The organism is Sinomonas sp. R1AF57, from assembly GCF_002224485.1.
Lineage (GTDB): Bacteria > Actinomycetota > Actinomycetes > Actinomycetales > Micrococcaceae > Sinomonas > Sinomonas flava.
This window is the reverse complement of sequence record NZ_CP022463.1, coordinates 2661081-2676383: the sequence shown is the minus strand read 5'-3', so window position 1 is coordinate 2676383 and position 15303 is coordinate 2661081. Positions and strand designations below refer to the sequence as shown.

Annotated in this window: 12 protein-coding genes; 7 read left to right on the top strand and 5 right to left on the bottom strand. The window is 73.1% G+C overall.

From position 1 onward, the window contains the following. Positions 1 to 16 precede the first annotated feature (16 nt). Positions 17 to 997, bottom strand: a complete 981-nt coding sequence (locus tag CGQ25_RS12305) for a DNA-3-methyladenine glycosylase (RefSeq protein WP_369802330.1) — start codon at positions 995 to 997, stop codon at positions 17 to 19. 137 nt (positions 998 to 1134) lie between these two features. Here CGQ25_RS12305 and CGQ25_RS12300 point away from each other — a divergent pair, with 137 nt between their 5' ends. Beyond that, positions 1135 to 1530, top strand: coding sequence for a VOC family protein (locus CGQ25_RS12300; RefSeq protein WP_208710099.1), 396 nt, complete (start codon positions 1135 to 1137; stop codon positions 1528 to 1530). A gap of 15 nt (positions 1531 to 1545) precedes the next feature. On the opposite strand, the gene CGQ25_RS12295 is transcribed toward CGQ25_RS12300, so the two are convergent. From CGQ25_RS12295 to CGQ25_RS12285, 3 genes are read right to left on the bottom strand one after another with little or no spacing between them, the layout of a single operon-like run. Continuing rightward, positions 1546 to 5142, bottom strand: coding sequence for an error-prone DNA polymerase (locus CGQ25_RS12295; RefSeq protein ID WP_369802218.1), 3597 nt, complete (start codon positions 5140 to 5142; stop codon positions 1546 to 1548). Positions 5143 to 5164: 22 nt separating this feature from the next. Then, positions 5165 to 6772: a DNA polymerase Y family protein gene (locus CGQ25_RS12290; protein WP_208710097.1), complete on the bottom strand. Its 1608-nt coding sequence runs from the start codon at positions 6770 to 6772 to the stop codon at positions 5165 to 5167. Further along, a complete protein-coding gene (locus CGQ25_RS12285) occupies positions 6769 to 7455 on the bottom strand; it encodes a hypothetical protein (protein WP_208710095.1) in 687 nt (228 codons plus the stop codon). Before CGQ25_RS12285 ends, CGQ25_RS12290 begins: the two co-directional genes overlap by 4 nt. A gap of 62 nt (positions 7456 to 7517) precedes the next feature. On the opposite strand from CGQ25_RS12285, the gene CGQ25_RS12280 reads away from it, so the two are divergent. From CGQ25_RS12280 to CGQ25_RS12260, 5 genes are read left to right on the top strand one after another with little or no spacing between them, the layout of a single operon-like run. Further along, positions 7518 to 8903 (top strand): cystathionine beta-synthase, encoded by a 1386-nt coding sequence (locus CGQ25_RS12280; protein ID WP_208710091.1) that lies wholly within the window; start codon positions 7518 to 7520, stop codon positions 8901 to 8903. Positions 8904 to 8916: 13 nt separating this feature from the next. Beyond that, a complete protein-coding gene (locus CGQ25_RS12275; RefSeq protein WP_208710088.1) occupies positions 8917 to 10098 on the top strand; it encodes a cystathionine gamma-synthase in 1182 nt (393 codons plus the stop codon). 22 nt (positions 10099 to 10120) lie between these two features. Continuing rightward, the gene (locus tag CGQ25_RS12270) at positions 10121 to 11065 is read left to right on the top strand and encodes a cytochrome b/b6 domain-containing protein (RefSeq protein WP_208710085.1); all 945 of its coding nucleotides are present in this window, start codon (positions 10121 to 10123) and stop codon (positions 11063 to 11065) included. A gap of 44 nt (positions 11066 to 11109) precedes the next feature. Further along, positions 11110 to 12588, top strand: coding sequence for an ATP-binding protein (locus CGQ25_RS12265; protein WP_208710082.1), 1479 nt, complete (start codon positions 11110 to 11112; stop codon positions 12586 to 12588). After that, positions 12585 to 13268: a response regulator gene (locus tag CGQ25_RS12260; protein WP_208710080.1), complete on the top strand. Its 684-nt coding sequence runs from the start codon at positions 12585 to 12587 to the stop codon at positions 13266 to 13268. Before CGQ25_RS12265 ends, CGQ25_RS12260 begins: the two co-directional genes overlap by 4 nt. 25 nt (positions 13269 to 13293) lie before the next feature. Here CGQ25_RS12260 and CGQ25_RS12255 read toward each other — a convergent pair whose 3' ends face one another. Next, positions 13294 to 14112, bottom strand: a complete 819-nt coding sequence (locus tag CGQ25_RS12255; RefSeq protein WP_208710077.1) for a hypothetical protein — start codon at positions 14110 to 14112, stop codon at positions 13294 to 13296. Positions 14113 to 14239: 127 nt separating this feature from the next. On the opposite strand from CGQ25_RS12255, the gene CGQ25_RS12250 reads away from it, so the two are divergent. After that, entirely contained in the window at positions 14240 to 14893 is a 654-nt protein-coding gene (locus tag CGQ25_RS12250) for an MOSC domain-containing protein (RefSeq protein WP_208710074.1), read from the top strand. Positions 14894 to 15303: the final 410 nt, after the last annotated feature.

The following is a 15303-nucleotide window of genomic DNA, read 5'->3' as shown; positions in this document are numbered from 1 at the left end:
GTGATCTCGGCGGGAGTCAGTGGAAGCGGTGGTCCTGCACCGTCATCCGTGCCCCGTACCGCGGCGCCCGGACGCCCGAGATGTACAGCATGCGCACGATCCGCTGCCGGTGCCCGCGCCACGGCTCGAGGAGGCGCAGCATCCCGGCGTCGTCGGTGCGCTCGCCGGTGAGCGCATAGCCGACGAAGTGGGCGAGGTGGTAGTCCCCGACCGAGATCGAGTCCGGGTCCGCGTGCGTGCGCTGCGTGACCTCGGCGGCCGTCCAGATGCCGATCCCGGGGATGGACTGCAGCGCGGCCGCGGCCTCCTGCGCCGTCCGGGACGCGAGCCGCTCGAGCCCCGCCGCCGACCGCAGCGCGCGCATCACCGTGTCGGAGCGCTGGGGGCCCACCCCTGCGCGGTGCCACTCCCACGAAGGGATGCGCAGCCAGCCCTCCGCGCTCGGGGCGACCATGAGCCCCGCGGGCGCCACGGTTCCCGCGCCGGGCGCCTGGGAGCCGTGGCGGCGCACGAGGTACCGGTAGGCGCGCCGGGCCTCGAGGGTGGTGACCTTCTGCTCGAGGATCGTGGGAACGAGCGCGTCGACCACGCGCCCGGTCGAGGGCAGGCGCAGCGCCGGGTTGCGGCGTCGTGCCTCGCGGACCAGGCGGGGCAGGCGCGCGAGGTACGCCTCGTCGTCGAACGCGGACCAGTCGTCGGTGAGGCCGAGCAGCGCGGGCGCTGATGCGACGGCCGACGCCGCGCCGTCGCCCCAGGCGCGGGCCCTCAGCGCCCCGGCCGCGTGGGTCAGCAGGAGCGAGGCGGGCCCGTCGGGGGTCCGGAAGGCCGCCCAGACGCCGGCGGGGTGGGGCGCGAAGCAGGGGTCCCCGTCGCCCCGTTGGAGGGGGAAGCACGTGGCGGGGAGGGAGTAGTGGTCGGGCGCAGGCCACGAGCCGTCGGCATCCGCCGTTCCCGCGGCGGGAACGGCAGCCCGGGGGAGGGGGTCGGCGAGCGTCACCGCATCATCCTGCCACGCGGCGACGACAAACGTGCGGCCGTGGCCGCGCGAACCCTTGACGTGCGCCACGCGGTCCAAAACCATGCTGGTGGTGGCGCTGGAAGCGGCGCCATGGCGCTGACGAGGAAGGCGATGCCATGTCAGGGAAAGTCGTTCACTTCGAGATTCCCACGGACGATTCGGGGCGCGCGGAGAAGTTCTATTCCGAGGCCTTCGGGTGGAGCCTCACGCCCGTTCCCGGGATGGACTACACGATGGTCGGCACCACGCCCAGCGACGAGAATGGCACGCCGACCGAATCGGGCAGCATCAACGGCGGCATGTTCGTGCGCAGCGAGGAGTTCCCGCCCAAGAGCCCCATCATCACCGTGGACGTCGAGGACATCGACGCCGCCCTGGCCACGATCGGGAAGCTGGGCGGATCGACCGTGTCCCCGAAGCTGCCCGTGGGGGAGATGGGCTTCGCCGCGTACTTCAAGGACACGGAGGGCAACATCCTCGGACTCTGGCAGAACGCGCCGCAGCAGGGGTAGCGCCCGAGCGGCGGCTCAGCGGAAGTCCCGGCTCGACGTCTTCGCCCGCAGGGGCAGTGCCTCGAGCCGGTCCGCAACCAGGTTCGTGACGCCCTCCTTGGACCGTTCGAGCATGCCCCGGATCACCATGGCCGGCGCCTGCTGCGCCACCCGCCGGTACCGGGTCCAGACCCCGACGCTGCAGACCACGTTGAGGATGCCCGTCTCGTCCTCCAGATTGAGGAACGTGATGCCCTGGGCCGTCCCGGGCCGCTGCCGGTGGGTCACGACACCGGCGGCCTCGATGCGGCTGCCCGGTTCCGCGGTGCGCAGCTGGTCGATGCGGAGCACGCCCCGGGCGTCGAGCACGTCCCTGGCATGCCGGAGGGGATGGCCGTCCGTGGCGACCCCCGTAGCCCAGAGGTCGTAGGCCACCACCTCCTCTTGGCTCAGCTCCGGCAGGAGGGGCGGCTGGACGTACGGCTGGGAGCCGGGGAGCTGGCCCGGCCGCTCGAGGGCGGCGGCCCCCGACTGCCACAGCGCCTCGCGCCGCGTGAGCCCCAGGGAGTCCAGCGCCCCCGCCGACGCGAGCGACTCGAGCTGCTCCGCAGTGAGGCCCGTGCGGCGCGACAGCTCCGCGATGCTCCGGTACGCCCCGCCGGACTCCCGCTCGGCGACGATCCGCTCGGCGAGGTCCTTGCCGATCCCCTTGACGCTCGAGAGCCCCAGCCTCACGGCACGGCTGCCGTCGCGCCGGTGCGCGGCGGACTCGTCGGGGGCCTCCGGGTCGAACGGGCCGATCGGCGGCTGGAACCTGTCGAGGCACGCGTCGAGGCCGGCGGGCTCCCCGGCCCACGACGCCGGCGGCCCGGGCACCGCCGGCGGCCCGTCGGCGTCGTGCGCCTCGAGGCACGCGTCCGCGCGGGAGCGGAGGATGTCGGGACGGAGCACGACGACGCCGTGCCGCCTCGCGTCCGCCACGAGCGTCTGCGGGGAGTAGAACCCCATGGGCTGGGCCCGCAGCAGCGCCGCGAGGAACGCCCCGGGGTAGTGCAGCTTGAGCCACGAGCTCGCGTAGACGAGGACGGCGAAGCTGATCGAGTGGGACTCCGCGAAGCCGAAGTCCGCGAACGCCGCGATCTGCGTGTAGATCGCCTTGGACTCCTCGGGCGTCAGCCCGTTCGCGGCCATGCCGGCGAAGAGCTTCTCACGGAGGGTGCCGATCTTCTCCACGCCCCGCTTGGACCCCATGGCCCGGCGCAGGAGGTCCGCGTCCTCGGCGGTGCAGCCCCCGATCGCCATGGCCATCTGCATGAGCTGCTCCTGGAACAGCGGGACGCCGAGCGTGCGCTCGAGCACCGGCCTCAGGAGCGGGTGGGGGTAGGTGATGTCCTCCTCGCCCGCCCGGCGCCGGATGTACGGATGGACCGCCCCGCCCTGGATGGGCCCCGGCCGGATGAGCGCGATCTCGACGACGAGGTCGTAGAACTCCCGCGGACGCAGCCTCGGCAGCGTGCTCATCTGGGCCCTCGACTCCACCTGGAACACCCCGACGGAATCGGCGCGGCACAGCATGTCGTAGACGGCCGGCTCCTCCTTGGGGATGTCCTCGATCCGCCACCGCAGGCCGAAGTGCTCCTCGACCATGTCGAAGCAGTACTGGAGGGCGGCGAGCATGCCCAGGCCGAGCAGGTCGAACTTGACCAGCCCCATCCACTCGCAGTCGTCCTTGTCCCACTGGAGGACAGTGCGGTCCTCCATGCGGGCATGCTCGATCGGCACCACCTCGCCCACGGGCCGCTCTGTGAGCACCATTCCCCCCGAATGGATGCCGAGGTGGCGCGGGTAGCCGAGGAACTGCTCGGCGAGCGCGAGGACCCGTGGCGGGATGCCGTCGGCCTCGGGCGCCCCCCCGGTTCCCGGGCCGGACTGGCTCTTCGCGGCGGAGAGCGCGTCCCAGCGCTCGAGGCGCTTGGACCAGGCGTCCTGCTGGCCCTGGCTGTAGCCGAAGGCCTTCGCGACGTCCCGCACGGCATTCTTGGGCCGGTAGCTCACCACGTTGGCCACCTGGGCCGCGTTCGCCCTGCCGTACTTCGCGTAGACGTGCTGGATGACCTCCTCGCGGCGGTCCGAGTCGAAGTCGACGTCGATGTCCGGCTCCTCCTCCCGCAGGCTCGACAGGAAGCGCTCGAACGGCAGGCGGTAGGCGATGCTGTCCACGGCCGTGATCCCGAGCAGGTAGCACACGGCGGAATTGGCCGCCGACCCGCGCCCCTGGCACAGGATGCCGCGGCTGCGGGCGAACTGCACAATCTCGTGGACGATGAGGAAGTAGCCCGGGAAGTCCTTCTTCTCGATGACCGCGAGCTCCTTCTCGACGCGCTCGCGGACCTCCTCCGGGGGGACCGGCCCCCGCCATCCCGGGCCCGGGGTGCCGTAGCGGTCCACGATGCCGCAGCCCACGAGCCCGCGCAGGTGCGACATGGGCGTGTGCCCCTCGGGCACCTCCTGCTTCGGCAGCCTGGGGCGTGCGGAGCGCAGCGGGAAGGCGAGGCTGTCCGCGAGCCGCACGGTGTTCTCCACGGCCCCCGGGTAGCGGGCGAAGAGCCGGGCCATCTCCTCCCCGCTGCGCAGGTGGGCGCCGTCGCTCGCCGGCAGCCAGCCGTCGAGCTCGTCGAGGCTGCGCCGCGCCCGCACCGCGGCCAGGGCCGTCGCGAGCGGATGCCCGGACGGGCTGGCGTAGTGCACCGCGTTCGTGGCCACGCAGGGCAGCCCGACGCGGTCGGCGACGGCGGCGAGGGCGTCGTTGTGCGCGCTGTCGAGTGGGTTCCCGTGGTCGTAGAGCTCGACGGCCACACCGTCCGCGCCGAACAGGGCGACGAGGTCCTCGACCGCGCGCTCGGCGGCAGCCTCCCCGTGGCCGGCGAGGGCCCGGCGCACGGCTCCCTTCCGGCAGCCGGTCAGCACGAGGCAGTGCCCCCTCAGCCGCTCCGCGAGGTCCTCCAGCGCGTACACGGGCCGGCCCTTCTCGGCGCCCTCGGCGAGCTGGGCGGCGGTGATGGCTGCGGCGAGCCGGTGGTAGCCCTCCTCGCCGCGGGCCAGGACGAGCAGGTGCTCTCCCTCGGGGTCCGGCTCGCCGTTCTGCGGCCCGCCCAGCCCGAGGGAGAGCTCCGCGCCGAACACCGTCGGGAGCCCATAGGCCTCGGCGGCCTCGGCGAGCCTCACGACGCCGTAGAAGCCGTCATGGTCGGTGATCGCCAGGGCATGCAGCCCCAGGCGCACGGCCTCCTCGACGAGCGACTCGGGAGAGGAGGCCCCGTCGAGGAAGCTGTAGTGCGAATGGACGTGCAGTTCCGCGTAGGGGACCGCCTGCCCCGCCGCGCCGGCGGACGACGGCGCGGGCCCGCCGTCGTGCGCGCCCTCCCCGAGGGCGCCCGCCCCGAGCGCAGGGAGCGGGATGTAGGGGCCGCGCTTGCGCGACCAAGCGGGGCTGTCCCCGCCGTCATGCTCGATGGGCGCGCGCCCGGCATCGGTCCGGCTGGGCCGGCCGCGGAGGTCGTCGGCGGAGACCTCCTTGCCCTCGAGGATGTCGTGGAGGTGCTTCCACGGGATCGGCGGATTGTTCCAGCCCACAGGGGCCTCCTTTCAGCCGTCGTCAGTCATAGCGCGCCTCGGCCCACCAGCGGCCGCCTTCCCTGAGCAGGAGCCAGGCCTCGCCGTCGCCGTCGAGGATCTGGAACCGCTCGGCCCTGCGGCTCTCGGCGGTGTCCCACCACCTTTCCCGCAGGGGCCACGGGCCTGCCCAGCTGCGGACAGGGCGACGGGCGGAGCCCGGCGCGGGGGTGAACCAGGCAGGCGCGGCCCTGAGGAGTCCGCGGTCGTCCACGTCCAGGGGCGCCGAGTCATCGCCCAGGAGCACCACGGGAACGGGCTCGGGGAAGACGACTGCGGGCAGGGGAGGGGGGACCGACCCGGGCCACGGGCGCCCCGCGCGGTCCGCCGTGCCCGGCGGCGCGTCCTCGCCCCAGGGCACGAGGAGGCACCGTTCCGCCAGGAGGCGCCCGCCGCCCGAGGCCGCATGGAGCACCGACCCGTGGCCGAGCATGGTCTGAAGACGGTGCAGGCCGTGGTCGAGCCGCTCGTCCACGCCTCCGAAGAGTGCCTGCGCCCGGCGTCCGAGGAGGTCCACGCGTTCGGGGAGCAGCCGGACCTGGACCACAGGAGCGGCCATCGACTCGCCCGACGAGCGCCAGGCGGCACCGCCGTGGCGGCGCGGGTGCCCGTCCTGCCCCGAGGACTGCAGCTGCCAGCGGACCCGGTCCAGGGCGTCGGCCGGGCTGAACTGGTTGGGGTGCCCCCAGGACCGCTCGGAACGGGCCCCCGCGTCGTCGGTGATCACCACCCTCAGCTGGGTGCAGGCGAGGCCGGCGCGCATCAGTCCGCCGATGAAGTCCTCGGCCACCGGGCGCAGGGCGAACGCGATCTGGTCCACCCGGTCGAGCCCGGGCTCGAACTCGGCCGTCCGGTCCAGGGGCGACGGGGGAACGCGGGGCACGACGGCGCGAGGGTCGCGGCCGCTCGCTCGGGCGTGCGCGGCGAGCCCGTCGTCGCCGAACCGGGAGCGGACGTCCGCGGCCGGAAGGGCGGCGAAGTCCCCGAGCGTGCTCAGGCCCAGCCGCTTCAGGAGCGAGGCGAGCCGGGCGTCGCCCAGGGCGGTGACGGGCAGGGGGGCGAGGAACCGGGCGGATCCACCGGGGCCGACGATCCGGAGGGGATGCAGCTCGGCGGCGTCCCGGGCCGCCTGCTCGGCGGCGAAGACAGAGTCCGCGATCCCGGCCCGTGCCTCGAGACCGAGGCTGGCCGCCGAGTCGAGCGCCGCACCCCCGGCGGCCTCCTCGCTCCCGTAGTAGCGGGCGGCGCCGCGGGCCTTCACGGCGCACAGCCCCGGCCGCAGGATCTGCACTCCGGGGACGGCGGTCTCGAGGGCCCGCACGACGGGCTCGAATTCGCGGGCGGAGCGTTCCGGGTCGGCGGGCACCGTGGCGAGCTCGGGGCATCTGACCTGCGCCTCCCTGATCCGCAGCCCCCGCGCGACGCCGGCGGCCCGCGCCTCGGCGGAGCACACGGCGACCAGCCCCTTGTCGATGACGGCCGCCGCCACGCGGTCGGGGACCTCGCCGGCCAGCTGGGCGGCGATGAGCGGCCAGTCGGGGAACCACAGGACCAGGGCCCTCGGGACCCCGGACGGGACGGCCCCGCTCATCGCGGTGCCCCGCTCCGGCCCTGCACCCCGGACAGCCGGGGGAGGGCCCCCGCCTGCGGGGAGGCGAGGTCGACGGCGGCCGTGCGGGTCCGGCCCCGCTGGCTCAGGGCGAGCTCGACCCGGTGGCACCGGAGATGCCCGTGCCCCTGCCCGAGGCCCTCCCAGCTCGAGGCCCTCGCCTCGAGGGCGCCCTCGCTCTGCGGCCAGGGGCCCATGACGAGCAGGACACCGGACCGTTCGCGCAGCCGCGACCCCAGGCGTGACGCCTCGGCCGGGCGGACGGGACCCGCGGGCCGGGCCAGGACCACCGGCAGGACGTCCACGAGGGCACCCACCGCCGTGAGCCACTCGGTCCCCGGCTCGGGAACGAGCACGAGCCGGTCGAGGTCGACGCCGAAGCTGGCCGCCGCCTCGGCCCCGAAGTCCGGGAACCCCACGGCGCCGCACCAGTGGCCCTCGGCCGAGGGGCCCGCGAGGAGGGCCATCGCGACGGAGAGCGGGGTGTCGAGGGAGTAGGCTGTTCCGCCCCTGAGCCCTGCGGGGAAGAGGGGCGAGAAGCAGGGGAGCACCGGATGGGAGCCCTGATGGTTCCGGCGCCCCTGGAGGGTGTGGATGCGTTCCTGGAGCTCGCGCAGCTGCCCGGCCGCGGAGACGGCTTGATCGGAGCTGAGTGCGAGGGACATAGAACTATTTTCGAAAATGTGTTCGAAGAAGTCAATCCGGGCCAGCGGCTACAGTTGGGGTCGTGAAGTATGCCAACTCCGTCGTCGAACTCATCGGGCACACGCCCCTCGTCAAGCTCCAGAAGGTCACTGAGGGCATCAAGGCGACGGTCCTGGTCAAACTCGAGTACCTCAACCCCGGCGGGTCCATCAAGGACCGCATCGCGCTGAAGATGATCGAGCAGGCCGAGGCGGACGGCAAGCTCGCCCCCGGCGGGACGATCGTCGAGCCCACGAGCGGCAACACCGGCGTCGGGCTCGCCCTGGTGGGCCAGCAGAAGGGGTACCGCTGCATCTTCGTCGTCCCCGACAAGGTGGGCGAGGAGAAGCGCGCCGTCCTTGAGGCGTACGGCGCCGAAGTGGTCGTCACGCCCACGGCCGTGGCGCCCGACTCCCCGCAGTCCTACTACGGCGTCTCGGACCGCCTCGTGACCGAGATCCCCGGGGCCTTCAAGCCGGACCAGTTCTCCAACCCCGGCGCCCCCGGCAGCCACTACGAGACCACCGGCCCCGAGATCTGGGCCGACACCGACGGCAAGGTCACCCACGTGGTCATCGGCGCGGGGACCGGCGGGACCATCACCGGCACGGGCCGCTTCCTCAAGGAGGCCAGCCGGGACCGCCCCGAGTCCGAGGGCGGCCAGGTCAAGGTCATCGGCGCCGACCCCGAGGGTTCCGTCTACTCCGGCGGCTCCGGGCGGCCCTACTTCGTCGAGGGCGTGGGCGAGGACATGTGGCCGGCCAACTACGACAAGTCGGTCCCGGACGAGGTGCTCGCCGTGACCGACGCGGAGTCGTTCGCGATGACGCGCCGCCTCGCCCGCGAGGAGGGCCTCCTCGTCGGCGGCTCGTCCGGCATGGCCGTCGTGGCCGCCCTGCGCGTGGCGCAGGACCTGCCCGAGGACGCGGTCGTCGTCGTGATCCTGCCTGACAGCGGCCGCGGCTACCTCGCCAAGATCTTCAACGACGACTGGATGCGCTCCTACGGCTTCCTTCCGGGAGCGGAGGAGAAGACCGTCGGGGAGCTGCTCAAGGGCAAGGGCGACCGGCTCCCCGAGCTCGTCCACACGCACCCCAACGAGACGGTCCGCGACGTCATCGACATCATGAACGAGTACGGCATCAGCCACCTCCCGGTGCTCTCGGCCGAACCGCCCGTGGTCATGGGCGAGGTCCTCGGCGCCGTCGACGAGCGCTCGCTGTCTGCCAAGCTCTTCCGCGGCGAGGCCAAGCTCACGGACAAGATCTCCGAGCACATGGGCGAGCGCCTGCCGGTCATCGGGTCCCTCGAGGGCCAGGCCGAGCTGCGGAAGGCCCTCAGCGAGGAGGACGCCGTCATGGTCACCTTCGTGGGCGCCCCGATCGGCATCCTGACCCGCCACGACCTCCTGGCCAACCTCAACAAGTAAGGGGACGACCACCATGCCACACAGCTCCAGCGGACAGACCGGGCAGGGCGCCGGCTTCAACACCCGCGCGGTCCACGCCGGCCAGGAGTTCGAGCCGCGGACGGGTGCGGTCGTGCCCCCGCTGCACTTCTCCTCGACCTATGCGCAGGAGGGGATCGGCGGCCTCCGCGCGGGCTACGAGTACGGCCGCGGCGGCAACCCGACCCGCGACGCCCTCCAGGAGCAGCTCGCCGCGCTCGAGGGCGGCCGCCACGCCTACTCGTTCGGGTCCGGCCTCGCCGCCGAGGACGCGCTCATCCGCGCCCTCTGCTCCCCCGGGGACCGGATCGTCCTCGGCAACGATGCCTACGGCGGCACCTACCGCCTGATCTCGCGGGTTCTGAAGCCCTGGGGCATCGAGAACAGGCCCATCGACATGTCCCAGCTCGACCGGGTCCGCGCCGTCGTCGAGCAGGGAGCCCGGCTCGTGTGGGTCGAGACCCCGTCGAACCCGATGATGAAGATCACCGACATCACGGCCCTCGCGGACATCGCGCACGACGCCGGCGCCCTCCTCGTCGTCGACAACACCTTCGCCTCGCCGTACCTGCAGAACCCGCTCGCCCTGGGCGCGGACGTCGTCGTGCACTCGACGACCAAGTACATCGGCGGGCATTCCGACGTGGTGGGCGGCGCGGTCGTGCTCGACGACGACGAGCTGGCCGAGAAGGTCGGCTTCGTCCAGTTCGCCGTGGGCGCCGTGTCCGGCCCCATGGACGCGTTCCTGACCACCCGCGGCCTCAAGACCCTCGGCGTGCGGATGGAGCGGCACTCGGAGAACGCCCAGAGGATCGCCGAGTGGCTCGTGGGCCGCCCCGGCGTCGAGAAGGTGCTCTACCCGGGCCTGCCGGACCACCCCGGCCACGAGCTCGCGGCGAAGCAGATGCGCCGCTTCGGCGGCATGATCTCGGTCCAGTTCACGGGCGGGGAGGCCGCGGCGCGCAAGGTCGCGGAGTCCACCCGGCTGTTCACGCTCGCCGAGAGCCTCGGCGGGATCGAGTCGCTCATGAACTACCCCTCGGAGATGACGCACGCGTCCGTCAAGGGCACCGAGCTGGCCGTCCCCGAGAACCTCGTGCGCCTGTCCGTGGGCATCGAGGACGCCGATGACCTCATCGCGGACCTCGACGCGGCCATCGCACAGCTCCAGCCCTGACCCTTCCGGAGGACCGCTTTCCATGCCGCAGACCTCACCTGCGAAGCCTGCCCTGACCCGGGCGCCCTGGTTCCGCCCCACGGCGGTGGGAGTCGGCGCTGTGGTGCTGCTCGCCGTCGTCGTCCTGCTCGCGAAGTGGCTGCGCAGCACCGAGGCCGTCTCGCAGTTCATCGCGACGTACCCCGGCCACGCGCCGCTGCCCTCGTGGGCGCCCGAGGGGCTGCCGGCCTGGCTCAACGTGCAGCACTTCCTGAACATGATGTTCATCGTGCTGATCGTGCGCACGGGCCTGCAGGTGCGGTTCGTGACGAGGCCGCAGGGCTACTGGAAGCGCAACAACAAGGGCCTCATCAAGACCAAGGGCCAGCCCAAGAAGATCAGCCTGGACCTCTGGTTCCACCTCACCCTCGATGCGCTGTGGGTGCTCAACGGGCTCGTGTACTTCATCCTGATGTTCGCGACCGGCCACTGGGTCCGGCTCGTGCCCACCTCGTGGGACGTCTTCCCGCACGCCCTCTCCACGGCGATCCAGTACGCCTCCCTGGACTGGCCGCTCGAGAACGGCTGGGTCAACTACAACGCGCTCCAGCAGCTGACGTACTTCCTCGTGGTGTTCGTGGCCGCTCCGCTGGCGATCGTCACCGGCCTGCGGATGTCGGGCGCGTGGCCCACCAACGCCAAGGCGCCCCGGCTCAACAAGGCCTATCCCATGGAGTGGGCGCGGGCCCTGCACTTCCCCACCATGGCGTTCTTCGTCGTGTTCGTGATCGTGCACGTGACGCTCGTGCTCACCACGGGCGCGCTGCAGAACCTCAACCACATGTTCGCCGCGCACGACGGCGGCGACTGGCTCGGGTTCATCCTCTTCGCCGTCGCGGTGCTCGTCATCGTGGGGCTCTGGTTCCTCGCCCGGCCGCTGTTCCTGCGGCCGGTCGCCTCGACCATGGGGCAGGTCACCCGGAACTAGCGCGGGCAGGCCCGCCAGCGGGGCGGGCCTGCCACAATGGCCGCATGAGCCAGCGCACGCCCTTCTTCCCGGCCCGGGAGCACCGGCTGCGCCTGGCCGAGCTGGGCATCCTGGACCGCCGCCGCCTGTGGGCCGGGTTCGCCCTCGCCGTCGTGCTGCCGGCCGCCGTCGAGTTCGTGGCCGCGACGGCCGGGTACCGGGACGTGTCCCTGGCCATGCTGCTGGCGCTCGCGGCCGCGGTCGTCGTGGCCCTCGTGGGCGGTCTGTGGCCGGCGATCCTCGCCGCGGTCCTCGGGATGCTGGCCCTCAACTGGTTCTCGACCGACCCTGTGGGCAGCTTCGTGATCGCGCGGGGCGAGTCCGTCGTCGAGCTCGTGGTGTTCCTCGCCGTCGCCTGCTCGGTCGCGCTCGCGGTGGGAGCCTCCGCGCGGCGGTACGAGCAGGCGAGGCAGGCCGCGGCGGAGGCTGACGCGATGAGCGAGCTGGCCGTCGGGATCCTCGGCTCGGCGGGGGACACGGGCGAGTTCCTCGAGCGGGTGCGCGCCACGCTCGGGCTGCGCGCCGTGACGCTCGTGGCGAGGAGGACGGACGACGCCGGCCGGGTCGCCTCGGGCTGGGACGTGCTCGCGAGCGCGGGGGAGGCCCCGCCCGTCTCGCATGGTGCCGCCGACGACTCCGTCGCGCCGGACGGCTACTACACGCTCCTGGTCGGCGGCCACGCGCTCGACGCGGGGGAGCGGCGCATGCTCCAGGCGTTCGGCGCCTACCTCGTGGCGATGCGCCAGCGGGACCAGCTCGCGAGGAGCCGCGCGGACAACCGCCGGCTCGAGGAGGGCAACTCGATCCGCACCGCGATCCTCCAGGCCGTCTCCCACGACCTGCGCACGCCGCTGGCCGGGATCAAGCTGAGCGTGAGCAGCCTGCGCCAGCCCACCGTCGAGTTCACCCGCGAGGAGGAGGCTGAGCTGCTCGGCACGATCGAGGACTACACGGACCGGCTCACGGGACTCGTGAGCAACCTCCTGGACATGTCGCGGATCACCGCGGACACCGTCCGGCCGCTCCTGCGCCCCGTCGCGTGGCGCGACGTCCTGCCCGCAGCCGCGCTCGCCGCGGGAGACGCCGTCGACCTCATCCCGGCCAACGAGCCTGTGGTGGCCGCGGACCCCGTGCTCCTCGAGCGCGTGGTGGCCAACCTCGTCGAGAACGCCCTCCGCTACGCGCCGGGCTCCGCGGTCGAGGTCAGGGCCCGCAGCGGAGTGCCGGGTCCGGACGGCCGCCCCTGCGGGGAGCTGCGCGTCATCGACCACGGCGGCGGGGTCCCGCCCGAGGACCTGCTGGCGATCTTCCGGCCCTTCCAGCGTTCCGGCGACGCCTCGGCGCGCGGCGGGGTGGGCCTCGGGCTCGCGGTCGCGAAGGGCTTCACCGAGGCAATGGGCGGGCGCATCGAGGCGGAGGCGACCACGGGCGGCGGCCTCACCATGGTCGTCTCCCTCCCGCTGTGGGAAGGGGGACGGGCATGACCGAGCAGACCACCGTGCTGGTCATCGAGGACGAGGCCCAGATAGCCCGCGCCCTGCAGATCAACCTGCGCGTCCACGGCTACGACGCCGTCACCGCAGGAAGCGGCGAGGACGCGCTCGAGCTCGCCGCCAGCCGGCGCATGGACATCGTGGTGCTCGACCTCGGGCTGCCCGGGATGGACGGCGTCGAGGTCATCCGGCGGCTGCGGGCGTGGACGGAGGTTCCGATCATCGTCCTCTCGGCCAGGCACGGCTCGGAGGACAAGGTGGAGGCCCTCGACGCCGGCGCGGACGACTACGTGACCAAGCCCTTCGGCCTCGAAGAGCTGCTCGCGAGGCTGAGGGCAGCGGCTCGGCGGGGACCGCGCGCCGAGGAGAATCCGCGGGTGCAGACGGGGGAGCTGAGCGTGGACCTCGCCGCCCGCCGCGTGGTCCGCCGGGGCGAGGAGGTGCGCCTGACACCGACGGAGTGGAGCATCCTCGCGCTCCTGGTGCGCCGGGCAGGCGCGCTCGTGACGCAGCGCGAGATCCTCACCCAGGTTTGGGGGCCGGCCTACGCGAAGGAGACCCAGTACCTGCGCGTGTACCTGGCCCAGCTGCGGCGCAAGCTCGAGGACGATCCCGCCCGCCCGCGCCACCTGCACACCGAGGCCGGGATGGGCTACCGCTTCGACCCGTGAGGGCCGGCCGCCCCCCGACGGGTCCTCAGAGCCCGGCGGCCTTGGCGAGCTTCACGAGGGCGTCCCGGCCCGCGGCGGCATCCATGGCGGGCGTGCCCGAGCCGCGCGTGGGCTGGCCGATGCGGAAGCGGAAGACGTCGGCACCGCGGCCGACGAAGAGGTAGTACCCGACCTCGACCGCGGTCTTCTGCGCGACGAAGGCCGCCGAATCGCCCACCCCCGAGACCGAATCAGCCGTGAACCCCTTCGGTGCGACGCCGTAGGAGCGCGCGGCGGCGGCGTCGGGGAAGGAGATCGCGGACACCGACACCGTGTGGCCCGGCTCAGGCCCGAGCTTCATGGTGCACTCCCGCCTCACAGCGCCCGGAAAGCCCTCGACGACGGCATCCTCGCTCGCGAACGGCGTGAGCGAGGCCGGGGCGGCGGATCCGAGGGCAGCGCGCACGGACTCCTCCTTGAGGTTCACGCACGCACCGGCATCCGGGGCCGATCCGCTGGCCCGGGCGGGAGGCTCCGCGACGAAGCTGCCCTGGTCGCCCGAAGCCACCGCATCCTGCCCCGACGGCACGGCGGATCCCGCCTGCGCCGATGCCGATCCGGCCCCGGAGCCCGGCGCCCCTGCGGAGGCCGTGCCGGTGCTGCCCGGCGAGGCGGTGTCCACTGGGGCCGACGACGATGCCGAGGGTCCGGCTGAGCTGCTGCTGGGCTGCGGCTGGGAGGGGGTGCAGGCCGCCAGGGACAGCCCTGTGGCCAGGGACAGCCCCGTGGCCAGGACCAGCGTGACGGCCCGCGCCGGCGCCGCGGTGCGTCCGGCAGCGCGGGCCGGCCTGTACAACGGGTCCACGATCATGACTACTCCACGTCTCGGTGGTCCGCCCCCCAGCGTGCGGCCAGTATAGGCAGACGGGTCCGCGCCAGCAGATGGCCCGCGCAGCCGGATGCGGCGCAGGCCGCTCGGCTACCCTGAAGGCATGAAGACCGCGCGTGTCACTGCCGTGTGCCGTGTCCACCAGCTGCTCTCCGACCCGGGTGCGGTGGGGGTCACCGCGATCGACAAGCGGCCCGTCGAGGGACCCGTGCGCGTGCGCCGGCTGGGCCTCCACGGGGACGTGCAGGCCGACCGCGCCAACCACGGCGGCGAGGACAAGGCCGTCTACGCGTACTCCGAGGACGACGCCGCGCTCTGGTCCCGCGAGCTCGGCCGCGACATCCCGCCAGGCCTCTTCGGCGAGAACCTGCGCGTCGAGGGCATCACCGCGAGCAATGCCGTCATCGGCGAGCGCTGGCGGTTCGCCTCGGGGGCGGTGCTGGAGGTGACGATGCCGCGGATCCCGTGCGCGACCTTCGCCCGGCGCATGGGCCAGGACGGCTGGGTGGCCTGGTTCACTCGGGCTGGGCTTTCGGGCGCCTACCTGCGCGCCGTGACCCCCGGCGACGTCGAGGCGGGCGCGCAGTTCACCGTCGAGCATGTCCCCGACCACGGGGTGCGAGTCGGCCAGTGGCTGGCCGAGCCGACCCGCGAGCGCGCCGAGGCGCTCCTCGACGCCGAGGCCGACGGGCAGATCCGCCTCGCGGCGGCGCTCCGCCGCTACGTCGACAGCGCCGCCTCCCGCCCCGCCGTCTGAGGGTCACCTCCTGGGGGTCACGTTCTGAGGGTCACGTTCTGGGAGTCACCTTCTGGGAGTCACCTCGGGTGACCCCCGGAATCTGACCCCCAGACGGGGCGCGGCGAGGGAGGCCGGGAGCGCTCGACGGCGCCCGTGCCTGACCCCTGTGTGCAACCTCACCGCCGCCCGGACGACGGCGGTGACCCGGCGGCGTCGTGCGTGCCGTATGATGGATGTATCCCCCACTTTCCGGAACTCCCTTTTTCTGCCCAATTCTTGAGGCAGGACAGTACGCGTGTTGGGGCCCGCCGAGCGGGCAATCGCATAGGGGACACTCCGGCTGAAGGAAACGCTGTACGGGTGCATGTGGTGCCGAACGCAGCGAGAAGCCATGCCACGGGATTGAGACAGTGCTGGGCTTCGTCCCT